We start from the raw sequence: 14,395 nt of genomic DNA on the forward strand, positions 1-14,395 counted from the left end.
GGCCCGGGCGGACGCGCAACCGGCAGGCGGGCAGGCCAGCGGCCGATCGCGCTGTCATCGCGCCGCCCGGCTGGCGTGTCGGGACAGCGTCAGTGCTTCACCTGCGACACGAACAGCGATTTCATCGCGCCGGGCATCCGCGCGATCGGCGCATGTTCGCCGGTGTTGCCGAAACCCGCACGCTCGTAGAAACGGATCGCGTTGCGGTTCGCATCGGCGATCCACGCGTAGACGTCGGTGGCGCCGCGCTCGGCGAGCCATGCAGTGGCCGTCTCCAGCAGCAGCACGCCACCGCGCAGGTGACGCACCGCATGCGCGACCCACAGTTCGCTGACGAACGCGCGCCGATCGGGCGTGTTGTCGAAATACGCGCCGATCATGCCGGCCGGATGGCCTTCGGTGTACAGCAGGAAAGTCGTCGACTCGTCGGACACGGCGCGCTGCGCGGCGATCGCCGACGCTGCGTCCGTTTCGACGGTCAGCAATTCGGCCTCCGGCGCTTCGCCGGGCGCGTAGGGCTCACGCAGCGATGCAGCGCGGAGTTCGCGATACACGCCGCCCTGGTCGGCAGCGATACGACGAACGGTCAAGGTCGAACTCATGCAGGCACAGCCCCCTTCGGACAGCAAGCTAGTAGCTTCAACCGAAAGCGGGGCATGAGTCAAATCGTAATTTTCAAACGGCGGCGCGGATCGAAAGGCGGCGGAGGTCATCGGCGACGACCCGCACCGATCGGTGTGCACGTGCAGCATCGATGCATCGGCGCAGATTGTTGGACGGTAAATGTGCTGTCGTGATCCAGCGCTTCGCCTCGTTCTCCTTGCGATGCACGGCCCTCCGGTTTCGAGCCGCGTTGCATTGCCTTGCCGCGGCCGTAATGCGACGTAATACAAGCAAACGAAACACGCGCTGCAGCAATACTTCGCCGGCCTTCTTATTGCGATGCACCATTTGTTGCCGCGGCATCACATCGGCATGCGCGCATCACGCGCCGGGCCATTCATCTGACGAACGCGCCAACCCACGGACAGATTCGCCCCTACCTGCATGTTTCAATCGGCGCGCCTGGGCGCTTCGATACGCGCGTGGTGCATGCTCCGGCGTTTGGAGCGTCACGCCTAGCGCGGGGGTTTGGCAAGCGCGCACGCCGGTCGTATAACAGGCAGATCCGGGCGACGATCCGGGGGCCGCCGCGCGCGTCGCGGACCACGAGGATTCGAAGATCTTGCATGCGGCCGCCTGCGGGCCGGCCGACTGGAGGGAGACAATGGCAACGACCGACGGATCGGCTTCGAGCTGGTCGGATGGCAAGCGTTACCTGTGGCTGCTCGGCGCGCTGACGATCACGCTGCCGATCCTCGCCGCGCAGCTCGCGCTGTCGACGGGCTTCCATGTGTTCTGGTGGTTCGGTCCGCTGTTCGCGTTCGGCGTGATCCCGATCCTCGACACGCTCATCGGCGACGATCGCGACAATCCGCCCGAAGCCGTCGTGCCGCACCTCGAGCGCGAACGCTATTACCGGTACATCGTCTATCTCGCGACTTTCGTCGAATACGTCGCGTTCTTCATGTGCGTGTGGATCGTCGGCACGCACGCGCTCGCGTGGTACGACTACGTCGGCTTCGCGCTGTCGCTCGGCGCCGCGACGGGCATCTCGATCAATACCGCGCACGAGCTCGGGCACAAGACCGACCGCTTCGAACGCTGGCTCGCGAAGATCACGCTCGCACCGGTCGCGTACGGCCACTTCTACGTCGAGCACAACCGCGGCCATCACGTGCGCGTCGCGACCGCCGAGGACCCGGCGAGCGCGCGCTATGGCGAATCGTTCTGGGCGTTCCTGCCGCGCACGGTGACGGGCAGCATCCGCTCGGCATGGCGACTCGAAAAAACCCGCCTCGAGCGCCTCGGGCGTTCGCCTTGGACGTGGCGCAACGAAGTACTGCACGCATGGGCGATGACCGCGGTCGTATGGGGCATCGCGATCGCGATGGCCGGCAAGATCGTGATCCCGTTCCTCGTGATCCAGGCCGTCTACGGCGCTTCGCTGCTCGAAGTGGTGAACTACGTCGAGCACTACGGGCTCGGCCGCCGCAAGCTGCCGAGCGGCCGCTACGAACGCTGCACGCCGCAGCATTCGTGGAACAGCAATCACGTCGTCACGAACCTGTTCCTGTACCAGTTGCAGCGACACGCCGACCATCACGCGAATCCGACGCGCTCGTACCAGGCGCTGCGCCACTTCGACGATGCGCCGCAATTGCCGGCCGGCTACGCGACGATGATCCTGCTCGCATACGTGCCGCCGCTCTGGTATCGCGTGATGAACCCGCGCGTTCGCGCGCACTATCGCGGCGACATGGCGCAATCGAACATCAAGCCGTCGATCCGAGACAAGGTGCTGGCGCAGTATCCGGCTGGGGCGTGACGGTTCGGCGAGGACGGTGTGGAAACCGGCGGGCACCGCTTGAAACGGTCGGTGCGCCGGTAGCCCGCCCGCTGTCACTGCATCGGCAATCGGCACATTGCACCGGCGACCCAAAACGAAAAACCCCTTGATCCTTCCGGATCAAGGGGCTTCGTATTTTGGCGGAGAGGGTGGGATTCGAACCCACGGTACGGGGAAACCGTACGCCTGATTTCGAGTCAGGTACATTCGACCACTCTGCCACCTCTCCTTCCTTACTGCATTTCGCGGCTGGTCGTTTCCGCGAGAAAAAGATTATAAGACGATCTCTTCGTGGCCGACAAGCCCTTTTTGCAAATTTTTTGCGAAGGCGCCGAACGGCCGCGTTACGACGCCTGCGCCGGCGCGTCGATACGCTCCATGCCGCCCATGTACGGACGCAGCACTTCCGGCACCGTGACCGAGCCGTCCGCGTTCTGGTAGTTCTCCAGCACCGCGACGAGCGTCCGGCCGACCGCCAGACCCGAACCGTTCAGCGTGTGCACGAGTTCGGGCTTGCCCTGTGCGTTGCGGAACCGCGCCTGCATCCGGCGCGCCTGGAACGCCTCGGTGTTCGAGCAGCTCGAGATTTCGCGATAGGTGTTCTGCGCGGGCAGCCACACCTCGAGGTCGAACGTCTTCGCGGCCGAGAAGCCCATGTCGCCCGTGCACAGCGTGATCACGCGGTACGGCAGGCCGAGCTTCTGCAGGATCGCTTCCGCGTGGCCGACCATCTCGTCGAGCGCCGCATACGACGTTTCGGGCGCGACGACCTGCACCATCTCGACCTTGTCGAACTGGTGCTGACGGATCATCCCGCGCGTGTCGCGGCCGTACGACCCGGCTTCCGAGCGGAAGCACGGGGAATGCGCGGTGAGCTTGATCGGCAGCGCGGATGCGTCGACGATCGATTCGCGCACGGTGTTCGTCAGCGAAATCTCGGACGTGGAGATCAGGTATTGCGTGACCTTGTTCTCCTCGCCGCCCTTCTCGACGCGGAACATGTCGTCCGCGAACTTCGGCAGTTGGCCCGTGCCGTACAGGATCTCCGGGTTCACGATGTACGGCGTGTACGTTTCGGTATAGCCGTGCTGCTGCGTGTGCGTGTCGATCATGAACTGCGCGAGTGCGCGATGCAGGCGCGCGATCGGGCCGCGCAGCATCGTGAAGCGCGCGCCGGCGAGCTTCGCGCCCGTCTCGAAATCGAGGCCGAGCGGCGTGCCGACGTCGACGTGATCCTTCACCGCGAAGTCGAACTGGCGCGGCGTGCCCCAGCGGCGCACCTCGACGTTGTCGGCTTCGTCCTTGCCGACCGGCACGCTTTCGTGCGCGACGTTCGGCATGCCGAGCATCAGCTCGGACAGGCGCGCCTGGATGTCGCCGAGCCTGGCTTCCGACGCCTTCATTTCGTCGCCGATCCCGCCGACCTCGGCCATCACGGCCGACGTGTCCTCGCCCTTCCCCTTCATCGCGCCGATCTGCTTCGACAAGCTGTTGCGGCGCGCCTGGAGCTCTTCGGTGTGGGTCTGGATCGCACGGCGTTCCGCTTCGAGTGCGGAGAACGCGGCGACGTCGAGGGTGTAGCCGCGATCGGCGAGGCGCTTGGCGACGCCGTCGAGGTCTTTGCGCAGCAACTGGATGTCGAGCATGGGAGGACTTGGAAAATCGTTGTGTAAGACGGGAATTCTAACGCACCCCGCGGCCGCCACGGCGTTGGCCGGACGGACAATGCCGCAAACGGCCGGCCATGGCAGTATCGCATTGCCGGGCCGCCGCATCGGCGGACGGCGAATTGCCGCGCGCGTCGTCATGACGGATCGCAACATGTCCGCCCCGGCGGGCGGCAACCGTATCAGGCGGAGCGCCGGCTCCGCGTCACAGCACGCGAAGGAATCCGATGACCATCGAACTCGACAAGGACGTGCGCGACCGCGCGATCACGTCGCTGCAACGTTATTTCACGGAAAACATGGACGAGCCGATCGGCAACATCCAGGCCGGCGCGCTGCTCCATTTCTTCATTCAGGAGATCGCACCGGCGATCTACAACCTCGCGATCGCCGACGCGCAGGAACGCCTGCATGCGCGGGTCGCCGAACTCGATATCGAATGCCACGAAGAGCCGTTCGAATACTGGAAGAAACAGCAGCCGGGCCGCAAGCGCTGATGCGTCCACGGCTGCGCGGATCGAACCGGCCCGCGCGGCGCCATCAGTCCGATCAGTCCTTCTTGCCCGCCTCGCGATCGAGCTCGCGCAGCCACGCGAGCTTCTCGGCGATCTTCGATTCGAGCCCGCGCGGCACCGGCTGGTACCAGCGCGGCTCGCGCATTCCGTCCGGCAGATACGTCTCGCCGGCCGCGTACGCGTTCGGCTCGTCGTGCGCGTAACGATAGGCGTGGCCGTAGCCGAGTTCCTTCATCAGCTTGGTCGGCGCGTTGCGCAGATGCACGGGCACCTCGCGCGACTTGTCCTGCTTCACGAACGCCATCGCCTGGTTGAACGCGTTGTAGCCGGCGTTGCTCTTCGCCGCGCACGCGAGATAGATGACGGCCTGCCCGAGCGCGAGTTCACCTTCCGGCGAGCCGAGCCGCTCGTAGGTTTCGGCCGCGTCGTTCGCCACCTGCAGCGCGCGCGGGTCGGCCAGGCCGATGTCTTCCCACGCCATCCGGACGATGCGCCGCGCGAGATACTTCGGATCCGCGCCGCCGTCGATCATCCGGCAGAACCAGTACAGCGCGCCGTCCGGGCTCGAGCCGCGCACCGACTTGTGCAGCGCCGAAATCTGGTCGTAGAAGTTGTCGCCGCCCTTGTCGAAGCGGCGCGCATTCAGCGTCATCGCGCTGCCGACGAAATCGGCATCGATCGTCGCGACGCCGGCCGACGTCGCCGCCGTCTGCGCCTGTTCGAGCAGGTTCAGGAAGCGGCGCGCGTCGCCGTCCGCATAGCCGATCAGCGTATCGACCGCCTTGTCGTCGAACGCGAGGCCGTCGAGCGCGATTTCCTGCGCACGCTTGAGCAACTGGCGCATCTCGTCGTCGTTCAGCGACTTCAGCACGTACACCTGCGCCCGCGACAGCAACGCCGAATTGACCTCGAAACTCGGGTTTTCGGTCGTCGCGCCGATGAAGGTCACGAGGCCCGATTCGACGAACGGCAGCAGCGCATCCTGCTGCCCCTTGTTGAAACGGTGGATCTCGTCGACGAACAGGATCGTGTGGCGGCCGGTGCGGTTCAGCGTGTCCTTCGCCTGCTCCATCGACTCGCGGATGTCCTTCACGCCGCCGAGCACCGCGGACAGCGCGATGAATTCGCAGTCGAACGCGAGCGCGGTGAGCCGCGCGAGCGTCGTCTTGCCGACGCCGGGCGGCCCCCACAGGATCATCGAATGCGGCTTGCCGGATTCGAACGCGAGCCGCAGCGGCTTGCCTTCGCCCAGCAAATGCGTCTGGCCGATCACCTCGGCGAGCGTTTTCGGCCGCAGCGCCTCGGCGAGCGGGCGGCGCGGCTCGACTTGAAACAGGTCGGACATGAACCCTCGCTCCACATCAAACGGTAGCGGCCGAACCGGCCGCCGGACCCGACATTATGACAGCCGAGCGAGCGCGCCGCCGGGGCTGGTACACGTGGTGCCCGCGCCGGTACTCGCGTCTGTAGCACGCGCCCGTTGCACGCGTCCGTTACACGCGTCTGTTGCACGCGCCCGTTACACGCGTCTGTTGCACGCGCCCCCAAACAACACGGGCCTGCCGTTGACGGCAGGCCCGTGTCGGGAAAACGGCGCAACGAACGTCAGCCGTTGATCACGTCCGCACCCTTCGGCACCACGAACTTGAACGTATCGCCCTTCAGCGACGGGTTCGTCTGGATGTTCGTGAAGGTCAAGAGCGTGACGTTGCCGAACACGTCGTGCAACTCCATCGCGGCGAGCGTGCCGTTGCGGAAACCGATGCCGATCCGCTGGAACTGCGTGTCCTGCGCCTTCGGCAGCATCTCGAGCCACTCGATGCCGCCCTTCTCGCCCGCATCGCGCAGCGTGTAGCTCTTGTCGAGATCGTTGCTGCCGAACAGGATCGCGGCCGGGCTCGCGCCCAGCGCGCCGTTCAGCTTGCGCTCGGTGACCTGGTTCAGGTCGCGGTCGTACACGTAGAGCTTGTCGCCGTCGGCCTGCAGCACCTGCTGGTACGGCTTCTGATACGTCCAGATGAACTTGCCCGGCCGCGCGAACACGAACGTGCCGCTCGAATTGTCGGTGGGCTTCGGCGCGGCCTGCGCGGCGCTCGCGCCCTTGGCGGGCGCCTTGACGATCTGCTGCGTGAAATCGCCCTTCGCCGAACGCACCTGCGACACGAAGGCCTTCAGTTGCTCGGTGCCGCCCGCGAACGCGTGCGTCGCCGCGAGCATCAGCGATGCGCCGGCGAGCGCCGCGCCGAGCCAGCGCCGCGTCGAACGAAGGGAAGGGACGAACGAAAGTTGCTGCATATTGCGGTTTTCTCCCTGGGTGGCCGGCGCTGCGGGCGCCGCGGACTCATTCCGCGTCGCGCGCCGGCACAAGAATTTCGCGGTTGCCGCTCGACGACATCGCCGACACGAGCCCCGATTGCTCCATCTGCTCGAGCAGCCGCGCCGCGCGGTTGTAGCCGATCCGCAGATGACGCTGCACGAGCGAGATCGACGCGCGGCGGTTCTTGATGACGATCTCGACCGCCTGGTCGTACAGCGGATCAGACTCGCCGCCGCCTTCGCCGGTTCCCGCACCGGCCGAGCCCTCGTCGCCGTCGGCGGTGCCGCCCTCGAGCAGGCCCTCGACGTAATTCGGCTCGCCCTGCTCCTTGAGCTTCTCGACGACGCGATGCACTTCGTCGTCGGCGACGAACGCGCCGTGCACGCGCACCGGCAACCCGCTGCCCGGCGGCAGATAGAGCATGTCGCCCATGCCGAGCAACGATTCGGCGCCCATCTGGTCGAGGATCGTGCGCGAGTCGATCTTCGACGACACCTGGAACGCGATCCGCGTCGGCACGTTCGCCTTGATCAGGCCCGTGATCACGTCGACCGACGGGCGCTGCGTCGCGAGGATCAGGTGGATGCCGGCCGCACGCGCCTTCTGCGCGATCCGCGCGATCAGTTCCTCGACCTTCTTGCCGACGACCATCATCAGGTCGGCCAGCTCGTCGATCACGACGACGATGTTCGGCAGGCGGCCGAGCGGCTCGGGATCGTCCGGCGTCAGGCTGAACGGGTTCGGAATCTTCTCCTCGCGCTTGGCCGCATCGTCGATCTTGTTGTTGTAGCCCGCGAGGTTGCGCACGCCGAGCTTGCTCATCAGCTTGTAGCGGCGCTCCATCTCCGCGACCGTCCAGTTCAGCGCATGGCCGGCCTGGCGCATGTCGGTGACGACCGGGCACAGCAGGTGCGGAATGCCTTCGTAGACGCTCATTTCGAGCATCTTCGGATCGATCAGGATCAGGCGCACCTGCTCGGCGGTGGCCTTGTACAGCAGCGACAGGATCATCGCGTTGATCCCGACCGACTTGCCCGAGCCGGTCGTGCCGGCCACGAGCAAGTGCGGCATCTTCGCGAGATCCGCGCACACCGGCTTGCCGCCGATGTCCTTGCCGAGGCTCAGCGTCAGCGCCGACGGCGCGGCCGCATACACCTCGGAGCCGATGATCTCGGACAGATGCACCGTCTGGCGGCGCTGGTTCGGCAGCTCGAGCGCCATGTAGTTCTTGCCGGGAATCGTCTCGACCACGCGGATCGACACGAGCGACAGCGAACGCGCGAGATCCTTCGCGAGGTTGACGATCTGGCTGCCCTTCACGCCGGTGGCCGGCTCGATCTCGTAGCGCGTGACGACCGGGCCCGGATACGCGGCGACGACGCTCGCCTCGACGCCGAAGTCCTTCAGCTTCTTCTCGATCAGGCGCGACGTGAATTCGAGCGTATCGGCGGAAATCGCTTCCTGCGTCTTCGGCGCCGGGTCGAGCAGCGACACCGGCGGCAGCGTCGAATCGCCGGGCAGGTCGGTAAAGAGCGGCACCTGGCGCTCGCGCTCGACGCGCTCGGACTTCGCCGGCGTGACGACCGGCGGCACGATCGTCACCGGCTCGTGATCCTCGATGCGCACGCGCTCCTCTTCGACCTTGCCTTCGCGGCGCACCGCCGCGGCCTCGCCGAGCTTGCGGTCGCGCTCGGCCTCGCGGCGCAGCTTCGCGACGTTGACGGCGGACAGGATCGCGCCGCCGACGCGCTCGGCGACCGACAGCCATGAGAAGCGAAAATACAGCGACAGGCCGATCGCGAGCGCGATCAGCAGCAGCAGCGTGCCGCCCGTGAAGCCGAACGCATGCGACATCGCGCCCGCGACGGCCTCGCCGACCACGCCGCCCGGCGCGCGCGGCAACTGCACCTTCAGCGACCACATGCGCAACGCCTCGATGCCGTCGCAGGCGAGCACGACCAGCACGAACGCAAAGATTTCGGTGAGCCAGCCGATCGGCCGCTCCGGTTCGTCGGGAATCGCCTCGTGACGCGTGATGCGGCGGTAGTTGACGGCGATGCGCCGCCCGAGCGGCACGATCAGCCAGTAGGCCGACAGGCCGAACAGCAGCAGGATGATGTCGGCGGTCCACGCGCCGACGCGGCCGGCCCAGTTCGAGATGTGATCGACCTGGGCGGCGTGCGTCCAGCTCGGATCGCGCCGGCTGTAGCTCAGCAGGGCCATCACCAGAAAGGCGCAGAGCGCGACCTGGAGAATCCAGCGGATCTCCGTGAGGAGCTTCGACATCCGGTGCGGCAACGCCTGTGCCTGGGCGGAATAAGGAGCTTTTGCCATGAATCCGTATAAAGAGGACGGGCCGTGCGCCCGCCTGTCGTTCGATCGCGCTTATTGTAAACGCTGCATCGCGCCGCCAAGTGTAAATGACGGTTACATGGCGGGAACGGGGCGCCCAACCGGCGCCGCCGGCGGCTGCCAGCCGGCCGGATGCCCGCGCCTGCGACAACGCGCCGCCACATGGCAAACCGCCGCCCGCCCCGCCGCCCCGGTACGGACGGCAGGCCGCCAAACGCTATCGCCACGATTGAAACTCTCGTTCGGCAGCGCAGCAACGGGGCCTTTATAATGCGCGTCTGATACCCATCTATGACGGCATCCCGGTCAATCCGGATCGTACGGCGAGCCCTACCCCGCCCGCCGCGGCCGCCTTTTACGGATTCGCATATGTCCACGCCCAAACACGCCAAAGTCCTGATTCTCGGTTCCGGCCCCGCCGGCTACACGGCCGCCGTCTACGCGGCACGCGCCAATCTGTCCCCGGTGCTGATCACCGGCATCGCGCAGGGCGGCCAGCTGATGACCACGACCGATGTCGAAAACTGGCCGGCGGACGCGAAGGGCGTGCAAGGCCCGGAACTGATGGCGCGCTTCCAGGAGCACGCGGAGCGCTTCAACACCGAAATCGTCTTCGACCACATCCACACCGCGAAGCTGCACGAAAAGCCGATCCGCCTGATCGGCGACTCGGGCGAATACACGTGCGACTCGCTGATCATCGCGACCGGCGCATCCGCGCAGTATCTCGGCCTGCCGTCCGAGGAAGCGTTCATGGGCAAGGGCGTGTCCGCCTGCGCGACCTGCGACGGCTTCTTCTATCGCAACCAGGAAGTCGCGGTGATCGGCGGCGGCAACACGGCCGTCGAGGAAGCGCTGTACCTGACCGGCATCGCGAAGAAGGTCACCGTGATCCACCGCCGCGACAAGTTCCGCGCGGAGCCGATCCTGATCGACCGCCTGCTGGAGAAGCAGAAGGAAGGCGTCGTCGACATCAAGTGGGATCACGTGCTCGACGAAGTGACCGGCGAGGAGTCGGGCGTCACGGGCCTGCGCATCAAGAACGTGAAGACCGGCGCGACGGAAGACCTGCACGTGCAGGGCGTGTTCGTCGCGATCGGCCACAAGCCGAACACCGACCTGTTCCAGGGCCAGCTCGAAATGAAGGACGGCTACATCCTGACGAAGAGCGGCCTGCAAGGCAACGCGACGTCGACGAGCGTGCCGGGCGTGTTCGCGGCAGGCGACGTGCAGGACAACGTGTATCGCCAGGCGATCACCAGCGCGGGCACGGGCTGCATGGCCGCGCTCGACGCGCAGCGCTACCTCGAGAGCCTGCACGACAAGAAGTGAGCCGGGAGCCTCGCCGCGGCGGGCGCTACAATGGCGTCCGCTGCCGCGAAGCGGGCTCGACCGGAAAGCCGCTGCCGCCGCGCAGCGGCTTTTTTTCTGCCCGCGCGCCCGAACGCGCCTGCCCCGTTACCGAATCATGGCGAAGAACCAGCCCCACCCGAGCGATCCCGCGAAGCGGAAGATCGCTGCCCGCCCCGTGACCCCGGCGCCCGAGGCGCCGCCGCCCGCCCTCGACGCGGCCGCGTTGCGCGGTCAGGGCCTCGCGGGCCTCGGCGCGTTGCGCAAGTCGCTGCAAGGCGAAGCCGATCGCCGCGAACGCGCGCGCATCGAAACCGAGAAGGCCGAGCGCAAGGCGGAAGCCGACGCGAATCTGTTCCGCAACGAGATCGGCGCGATCCGGCCGCTGAACGCGCCGCCGCGCGCGTCGTCGGGCCGCACGCCGCCCGACCCGGTGCCGAAGCAGACGCAGCGCGACGAGCAAGCCGTGCTGAACGCGACGCTGTCCGACGAGTTCGATCCCGAGACGCTGCTCGACAGCGACGACTCGCTGTATTACCACCGCCCCGGCATCAGCCGCGACGTCGTGCGCAGGCTGAGGAGCGGTGCGTGGATCGTGCAGGCGCAGATCGATCTGCACGGCATGCGGCGCGACGAAGCGCGCGACGCGCTCGCCGAATTCATCCGCGAAGCCGGCAAGAAAGGGCTGCGCTGCCTGCGCGTGATCCACGGCAAGGGGCTCGGCTCGATCGGCAAGGAACCCGTGCTGAAGGGCAAGGTGCGCGCATGGCTGGTGCAGAAGGAGGAAGTGATCGCATTCTGCGAGGCGCGCGGCCACGACGGCGGCGCAGGCGCGGTGCTCGTGCTGCTGCAGCCGCATGCGACGCCGGCCGACCGGGGGCCGCGTGCCGCATCCTAGGCTGACGCTCGCGATCGCGGTACTGGAGGCGATCGCCACGCTCGCATTCGCGATTTCGGGGTTCATCGAGGCACGCAAGAACCGCCTCGACTCGGTCGGCACGTTCGTCGTCGCGCTCGCGACCGCCTTCGGCGGCGGCACGCTGCGCGACATCCTGCTCGAGCGCCGGCCGTTCTACTGGGTCGTGCACGACGACTACGTGATCGCGATCTTCGTGCTCGCGCTGTTCGCGCCGTTCGTACTGCGGATGCTGTCGCGGCTGTCGGCCGAACGGCTGCTGCTGATCGCCGACGCGATCGGGCTCGGCATCTTCAGCATCTCGGGCACGTCGATCGCGCTCGACGCCGAAATGCCGCGCTTCATCGCGGTGATGATGGGCGTGATTACCGGCGTGGTCGGCGGGATCGTCCGCGACGTGCTGTGCAACGACATCCCGCTGATCCTGCGCGATTCGCGGCCGTACGCGACCTGCGCGTTCGTCGGCTGCTGGTTCTACCTGCTGCTCGTGTGGCTGCAGTTCGACTCGGTGTACAGCGTGCTGCTCGCGACTGGCTTCATCCTCGCCGCGCGGCTCGCGACGTTCAAGTTCGACGTGCGGTTGCCGCATTGAATCCGGGCATTGTTTGAGGCACGAGGGGCCGTCGAAACCGGCTTCTCGTCGCCGCACGCCGGTGATCCGAAAACGCCCGATCGATCGGACACAGTTTTTTACAATTCCCTTTCGCAATCGACAACCCCGTGCTACGTTTCGCCCGACAAACGCGAACGGGTGCGGCATGACTATTTTTTACGCGGTAGTTGAAGGCGATCCGCTGGATAGCGGCGGCTACGTACTCGATGGCGGTAAGTGCGGAACGATCGTCGATGACGACGGCAAACGCCGGAAAATCACGTTCGTCGGACAACGCGCGTGGTGCAGCACATGCGAGAGCGTCGGGACAATCGAAGCGGCCCCCGGCGCGCCGAGCAAAAAGCGACTGCGCGACTTCACTTCCGCGCGGTCACAAACACCTCGCCCTCGTCCGTTTCGATCATGCAGGGCAATTCGAGCGGTGTGATCGTCCGTCCATTCACGACGATCATGAGGATATTCGGCCACAATCGTGCAGATCCGCAAAGCGCCAGTTATGCAGGTATGAGCGTCGAAACCGGGTACTACACCCCCGGCGAGGAAGGGTGGGACTACAGAAACGAGACCACAGGCGCCGAAGTGAAGGACTTTCTAAAGCAATTCCAGCTGTATCGCTGGAATTTCGCTGCATTCAATCAGTAATGCCGAGGCAAGGATGCGTGCGTTCTTTTCGGTAATCGCAGATAGCGACCTGTTCGGTACACTCGCGACCGTTTGTCTGGTCGTCGCCGTGGCCGGCCTGTTCTCCACCGTCCGCCGCTCGAGATTTTATTTTCCGGCCGTCTTCGCGTGCCTTCTGTTCATGCCGCTCATGCATGCGATCGGTTCGTATCTCTTGTCATTGCCGAGTCCGTGATTGCCTCCATACAGCGTGCTGCTCGCGACCGGCTTCATCCTCGCCGCGCGGCTCGCGACGTTCAAGTTCGACGTGCGGTTGCCGCATTGACGCGGCACCGGCATGCACAGACGAAAGGGGCCGTTTCGAAACGGCCCCTTCTTCATTCAGCGCATCCAGTGCCTCACGCGATCCGTTCTTCCGACGCCGGATCGAACAGCACGGCCTTCGACACGTCGAACAGCAGCGACTGCGTCTGCCCCGGCTGCGGGTTCGCGGCCGGATGCACGCGGCTCACGATCCGCTTGCCGTTCACCTGCGCGAACACGTGCGTGTCCGGCCCGGTCGGCTCGGTCACGTCGACGCGCACGTCGATCGGCTGCAGCTTCGACGCCTCGCCGTGATGTGCGTTGCGCGCGTCGGTGATGCGCTCCGGGCGCAACCCGAGAATCACCTCGCGGCCCACGTGCGACTTCAGCTTCGCCGCGTCGAACGGCAGGTTCAGCGCGCTGCGCGCGAGGCCCGTGTCGATCTCGAGCGCGATGCCGCTGCCCTGCTCGGCCAGCTTGCCATTGATGAAGTTCATCGGCGGCGCGCCGATGAAGCCCGCGACGAACAGGTTCGACGGCGAATCGTAGATCTCCTGCGGCGCGCCGAACTGCTGGACAACGCCGTCCTTCATCACCGCGATCCGGTCGCCGAGCGTCATCGCCTCGATCTGGTCGTGCGTCACGTAGACGATCGTCGTGCCGAGGCGCTGGTGCAGCAGCTTGATTTCCGCGCGCATCTCGATACGCAGCTTCGCGTCGAGGTTCGACAGCGGTTCGTCGAACAGGAACAGCGACGGATCGCGTGCAAGCGCGCGGCCCATCGCGACGCGCTGGCGCTGGCCGCCCGACAGCTGGCCCGGCTTGCGGTCGAGCAGGTGCTGGATCTGCAGCATCGCCGACACGCGATCGACGATCTGCTGCTGCTCGCTCTTCGGCACCTTGCGGATGTTCAGCCCGAACGAGATGTTCTCGCGCACCGTCATCGACGGATACAGCGCGTACGACTGGAACACCATCGCGATGTCGCGATCCTTCGGCGACAGGTCGTTGACGACCTTGCCGTCGATGCAGATCTCGCCGCTCGTGACCGTCTCGAGCCCGGCGATCATGTTGAGCAGCGTCGATTTCCCGCAGCCCGAGCCGCCGACCAGGATCAGGAACTGTCCGTCCTCGATCTCGATGTCGACACCCTTCAGGACCGGCACCCCGTTCGGGTAGGTCTTGTACACGTCACGGATGGAAAGGCTTGCCATGCTGTGAATCCTCTGTCTCGTCTCGCGCGGCGCACGCCGGCGCCGCGTCGGGTTCGTTTCGATGCGCCGCGCGGGGTG

At 66.1% G+C, this 14,395-nt stretch carries 12 protein-coding genes, 1 tRNA gene and 2 pseudogenes; 8 read left to right on the plus strand and 7 right to left on the minus strand.

From position 1 onward, the window contains the following. Positions 1-89: 89 nt before the first annotated feature. Complete coding sequence (locus tag QZM15_RS06450) at positions 90-713, minus strand: GNAT family N-acetyltransferase (protein ID WP_226093718.1); 624 nt, start codon at positions 711-713, stop codon at positions 90-92. Positions 714-1,267: 554 nt separating this feature from the next. On the opposite strand from QZM15_RS06450, the gene QZM15_RS06455 reads away from it, so the two are divergent. Beyond that, positions 1,268-2,428 carry an alkane 1-monooxygenase gene (locus QZM15_RS06455; RefSeq protein ID WP_124859561.1) on the plus strand — a complete coding sequence of 387 codons (1,161 nt, stop codon included), beginning with the start codon at positions 1,268-1,270 and terminating at the stop codon, positions 2,426-2,428. Positions 2,429-2,587: 159 nt separating this feature from the next. Here QZM15_RS06455 and QZM15_RS06460 read toward each other — a convergent pair. Both QZM15_RS06460 and serS read right to left on the minus strand, forming a co-directional pair. After that, positions 2,588-2,678: transfer RNA gene (locus QZM15_RS06460), tRNA-Ser, on the minus strand. A 115-nt stretch (positions 2,679-2,793) separates the two neighbouring features. Then, on the minus strand, positions 2,794-4,095 hold the full coding sequence (gene serS / locus QZM15_RS06465; protein ID WP_099316164.1) for a serine--tRNA ligase: 1,302 nt from the start codon (positions 4,093-4,095) through the stop codon (positions 2,794-2,796). Between the two features lie 248 nt (positions 4,096-4,343). Between serS and QZM15_RS06470 the strand changes: the two genes are divergently transcribed. After that, complete coding sequence (locus QZM15_RS06470; RefSeq protein ID WP_059574118.1) at positions 4,344-4,613, plus strand: DUF2164 domain-containing protein; 270 nt, start codon at positions 4,344-4,346, stop codon at positions 4,611-4,613. A 52-nt stretch (positions 4,614-4,665) separates the two neighbouring features. On the opposite strand, the gene QZM15_RS06475 is transcribed toward QZM15_RS06470, so the two are convergent. The 3 genes and pseudogenes from QZM15_RS06475 to QZM15_RS06485 all read right to left on the minus strand — a co-directional run bounded on the left by QZM15_RS06475 (position 4,666) and on the right by QZM15_RS06485 (position 9,282). Then, the gene (locus tag QZM15_RS06475) at positions 4,666-5,976 is read right to left on the minus strand and encodes a replication-associated recombination protein A (protein WP_059574119.1); all 1,311 of its coding nucleotides are present in this window, start codon (positions 5,974-5,976) and stop codon (positions 4,666-4,668) included. Between the two features lie 278 nt (positions 5,977-6,254). Continuing rightward, positions 6,255-6,926: pseudogene (lolA, locus tag QZM15_RS06480) on the minus strand (outer membrane lipoprotein chaperone LolA); the annotation flags it as partial. Between the two features lie 46 nt (positions 6,927-6,972). After that, a complete protein-coding gene (locus QZM15_RS06485) occupies positions 6,973-9,282 on the minus strand; it encodes a DNA translocase FtsK (RefSeq protein WP_059574121.1) in 2,310 nt (769 codons plus the stop codon). Between the two features lie 387 nt (positions 9,283-9,669). Between QZM15_RS06485 and trxB the strand changes: the two genes are divergently transcribed. From trxB to QZM15_RS06515, 6 genes and pseudogenes are all read left to right on the plus strand, one after another. Then, positions 9,670-10,632, plus strand: a complete 963-nt coding sequence (gene trxB, locus QZM15_RS06490) for a thioredoxin-disulfide reductase (protein WP_059574122.1) — start codon at positions 9,670-9,672, stop codon at positions 10,630-10,632. A gap of 136 nt (positions 10,633-10,768) precedes the next feature. Then, positions 10,769-11,548 carry a Smr/MutS family protein gene (locus tag QZM15_RS06495; protein ID WP_059574123.1) on the plus strand — a complete coding sequence of 260 codons (780 nt, stop codon included), beginning with the start codon at positions 10,769-10,771 and terminating at the stop codon, positions 11,546-11,548. Then, the gene (locus QZM15_RS06500) at positions 11,508-12,158 is read left to right on the plus strand and encodes a trimeric intracellular cation channel family protein (RefSeq protein WP_059574124.1); all 651 of its coding nucleotides are present in this window, start codon (positions 11,508-11,510) and stop codon (positions 12,156-12,158) included. Before QZM15_RS06495 ends, QZM15_RS06500 begins: the two co-directional genes overlap by 41 nt. Positions 12,159-12,458: 300 nt before the next feature. Further along, positions 12,459-12,821 carry a hypothetical protein gene (locus QZM15_RS06505; protein WP_302106059.1) on the plus strand — a complete coding sequence of 121 codons (363 nt, stop codon included), beginning with the start codon at positions 12,459-12,461 and terminating at the stop codon, positions 12,819-12,821. A gap of 13 nt (positions 12,822-12,834) precedes the next feature. Continuing rightward, positions 12,835-13,035, plus strand: a complete 201-nt coding sequence (locus QZM15_RS06510) for a hypothetical protein (RefSeq protein ID WP_059574127.1) — start codon at positions 12,835-12,837, stop codon at positions 13,033-13,035. A gap of 9 nt (positions 13,036-13,044) precedes the next feature. Continuing rightward, positions 13,045-13,125, plus strand: a pseudogene (locus QZM15_RS06515) (trimeric intracellular cation channel family protein); the annotation flags it as partial. 73 nt (positions 13,126-13,198) lie between these two features. Here the strand turns inward: QZM15_RS06515 and QZM15_RS06520 are convergent. Next, entirely contained in the window at positions 13,199-14,317 is a 1,119-nt protein-coding gene (locus QZM15_RS06520; RefSeq protein WP_124859572.1) for an ABC transporter ATP-binding protein, read from the minus strand. Positions 14,318-14,395: the final 78 nt, after the last annotated feature.

This window comes from Burkholderia sp. AU44665 (genome assembly GCF_030504405.1).
Lineage (GTDB): Bacteria > Pseudomonadota > Gammaproteobacteria > Burkholderiales > Burkholderiaceae > Burkholderia > Burkholderia semiarida.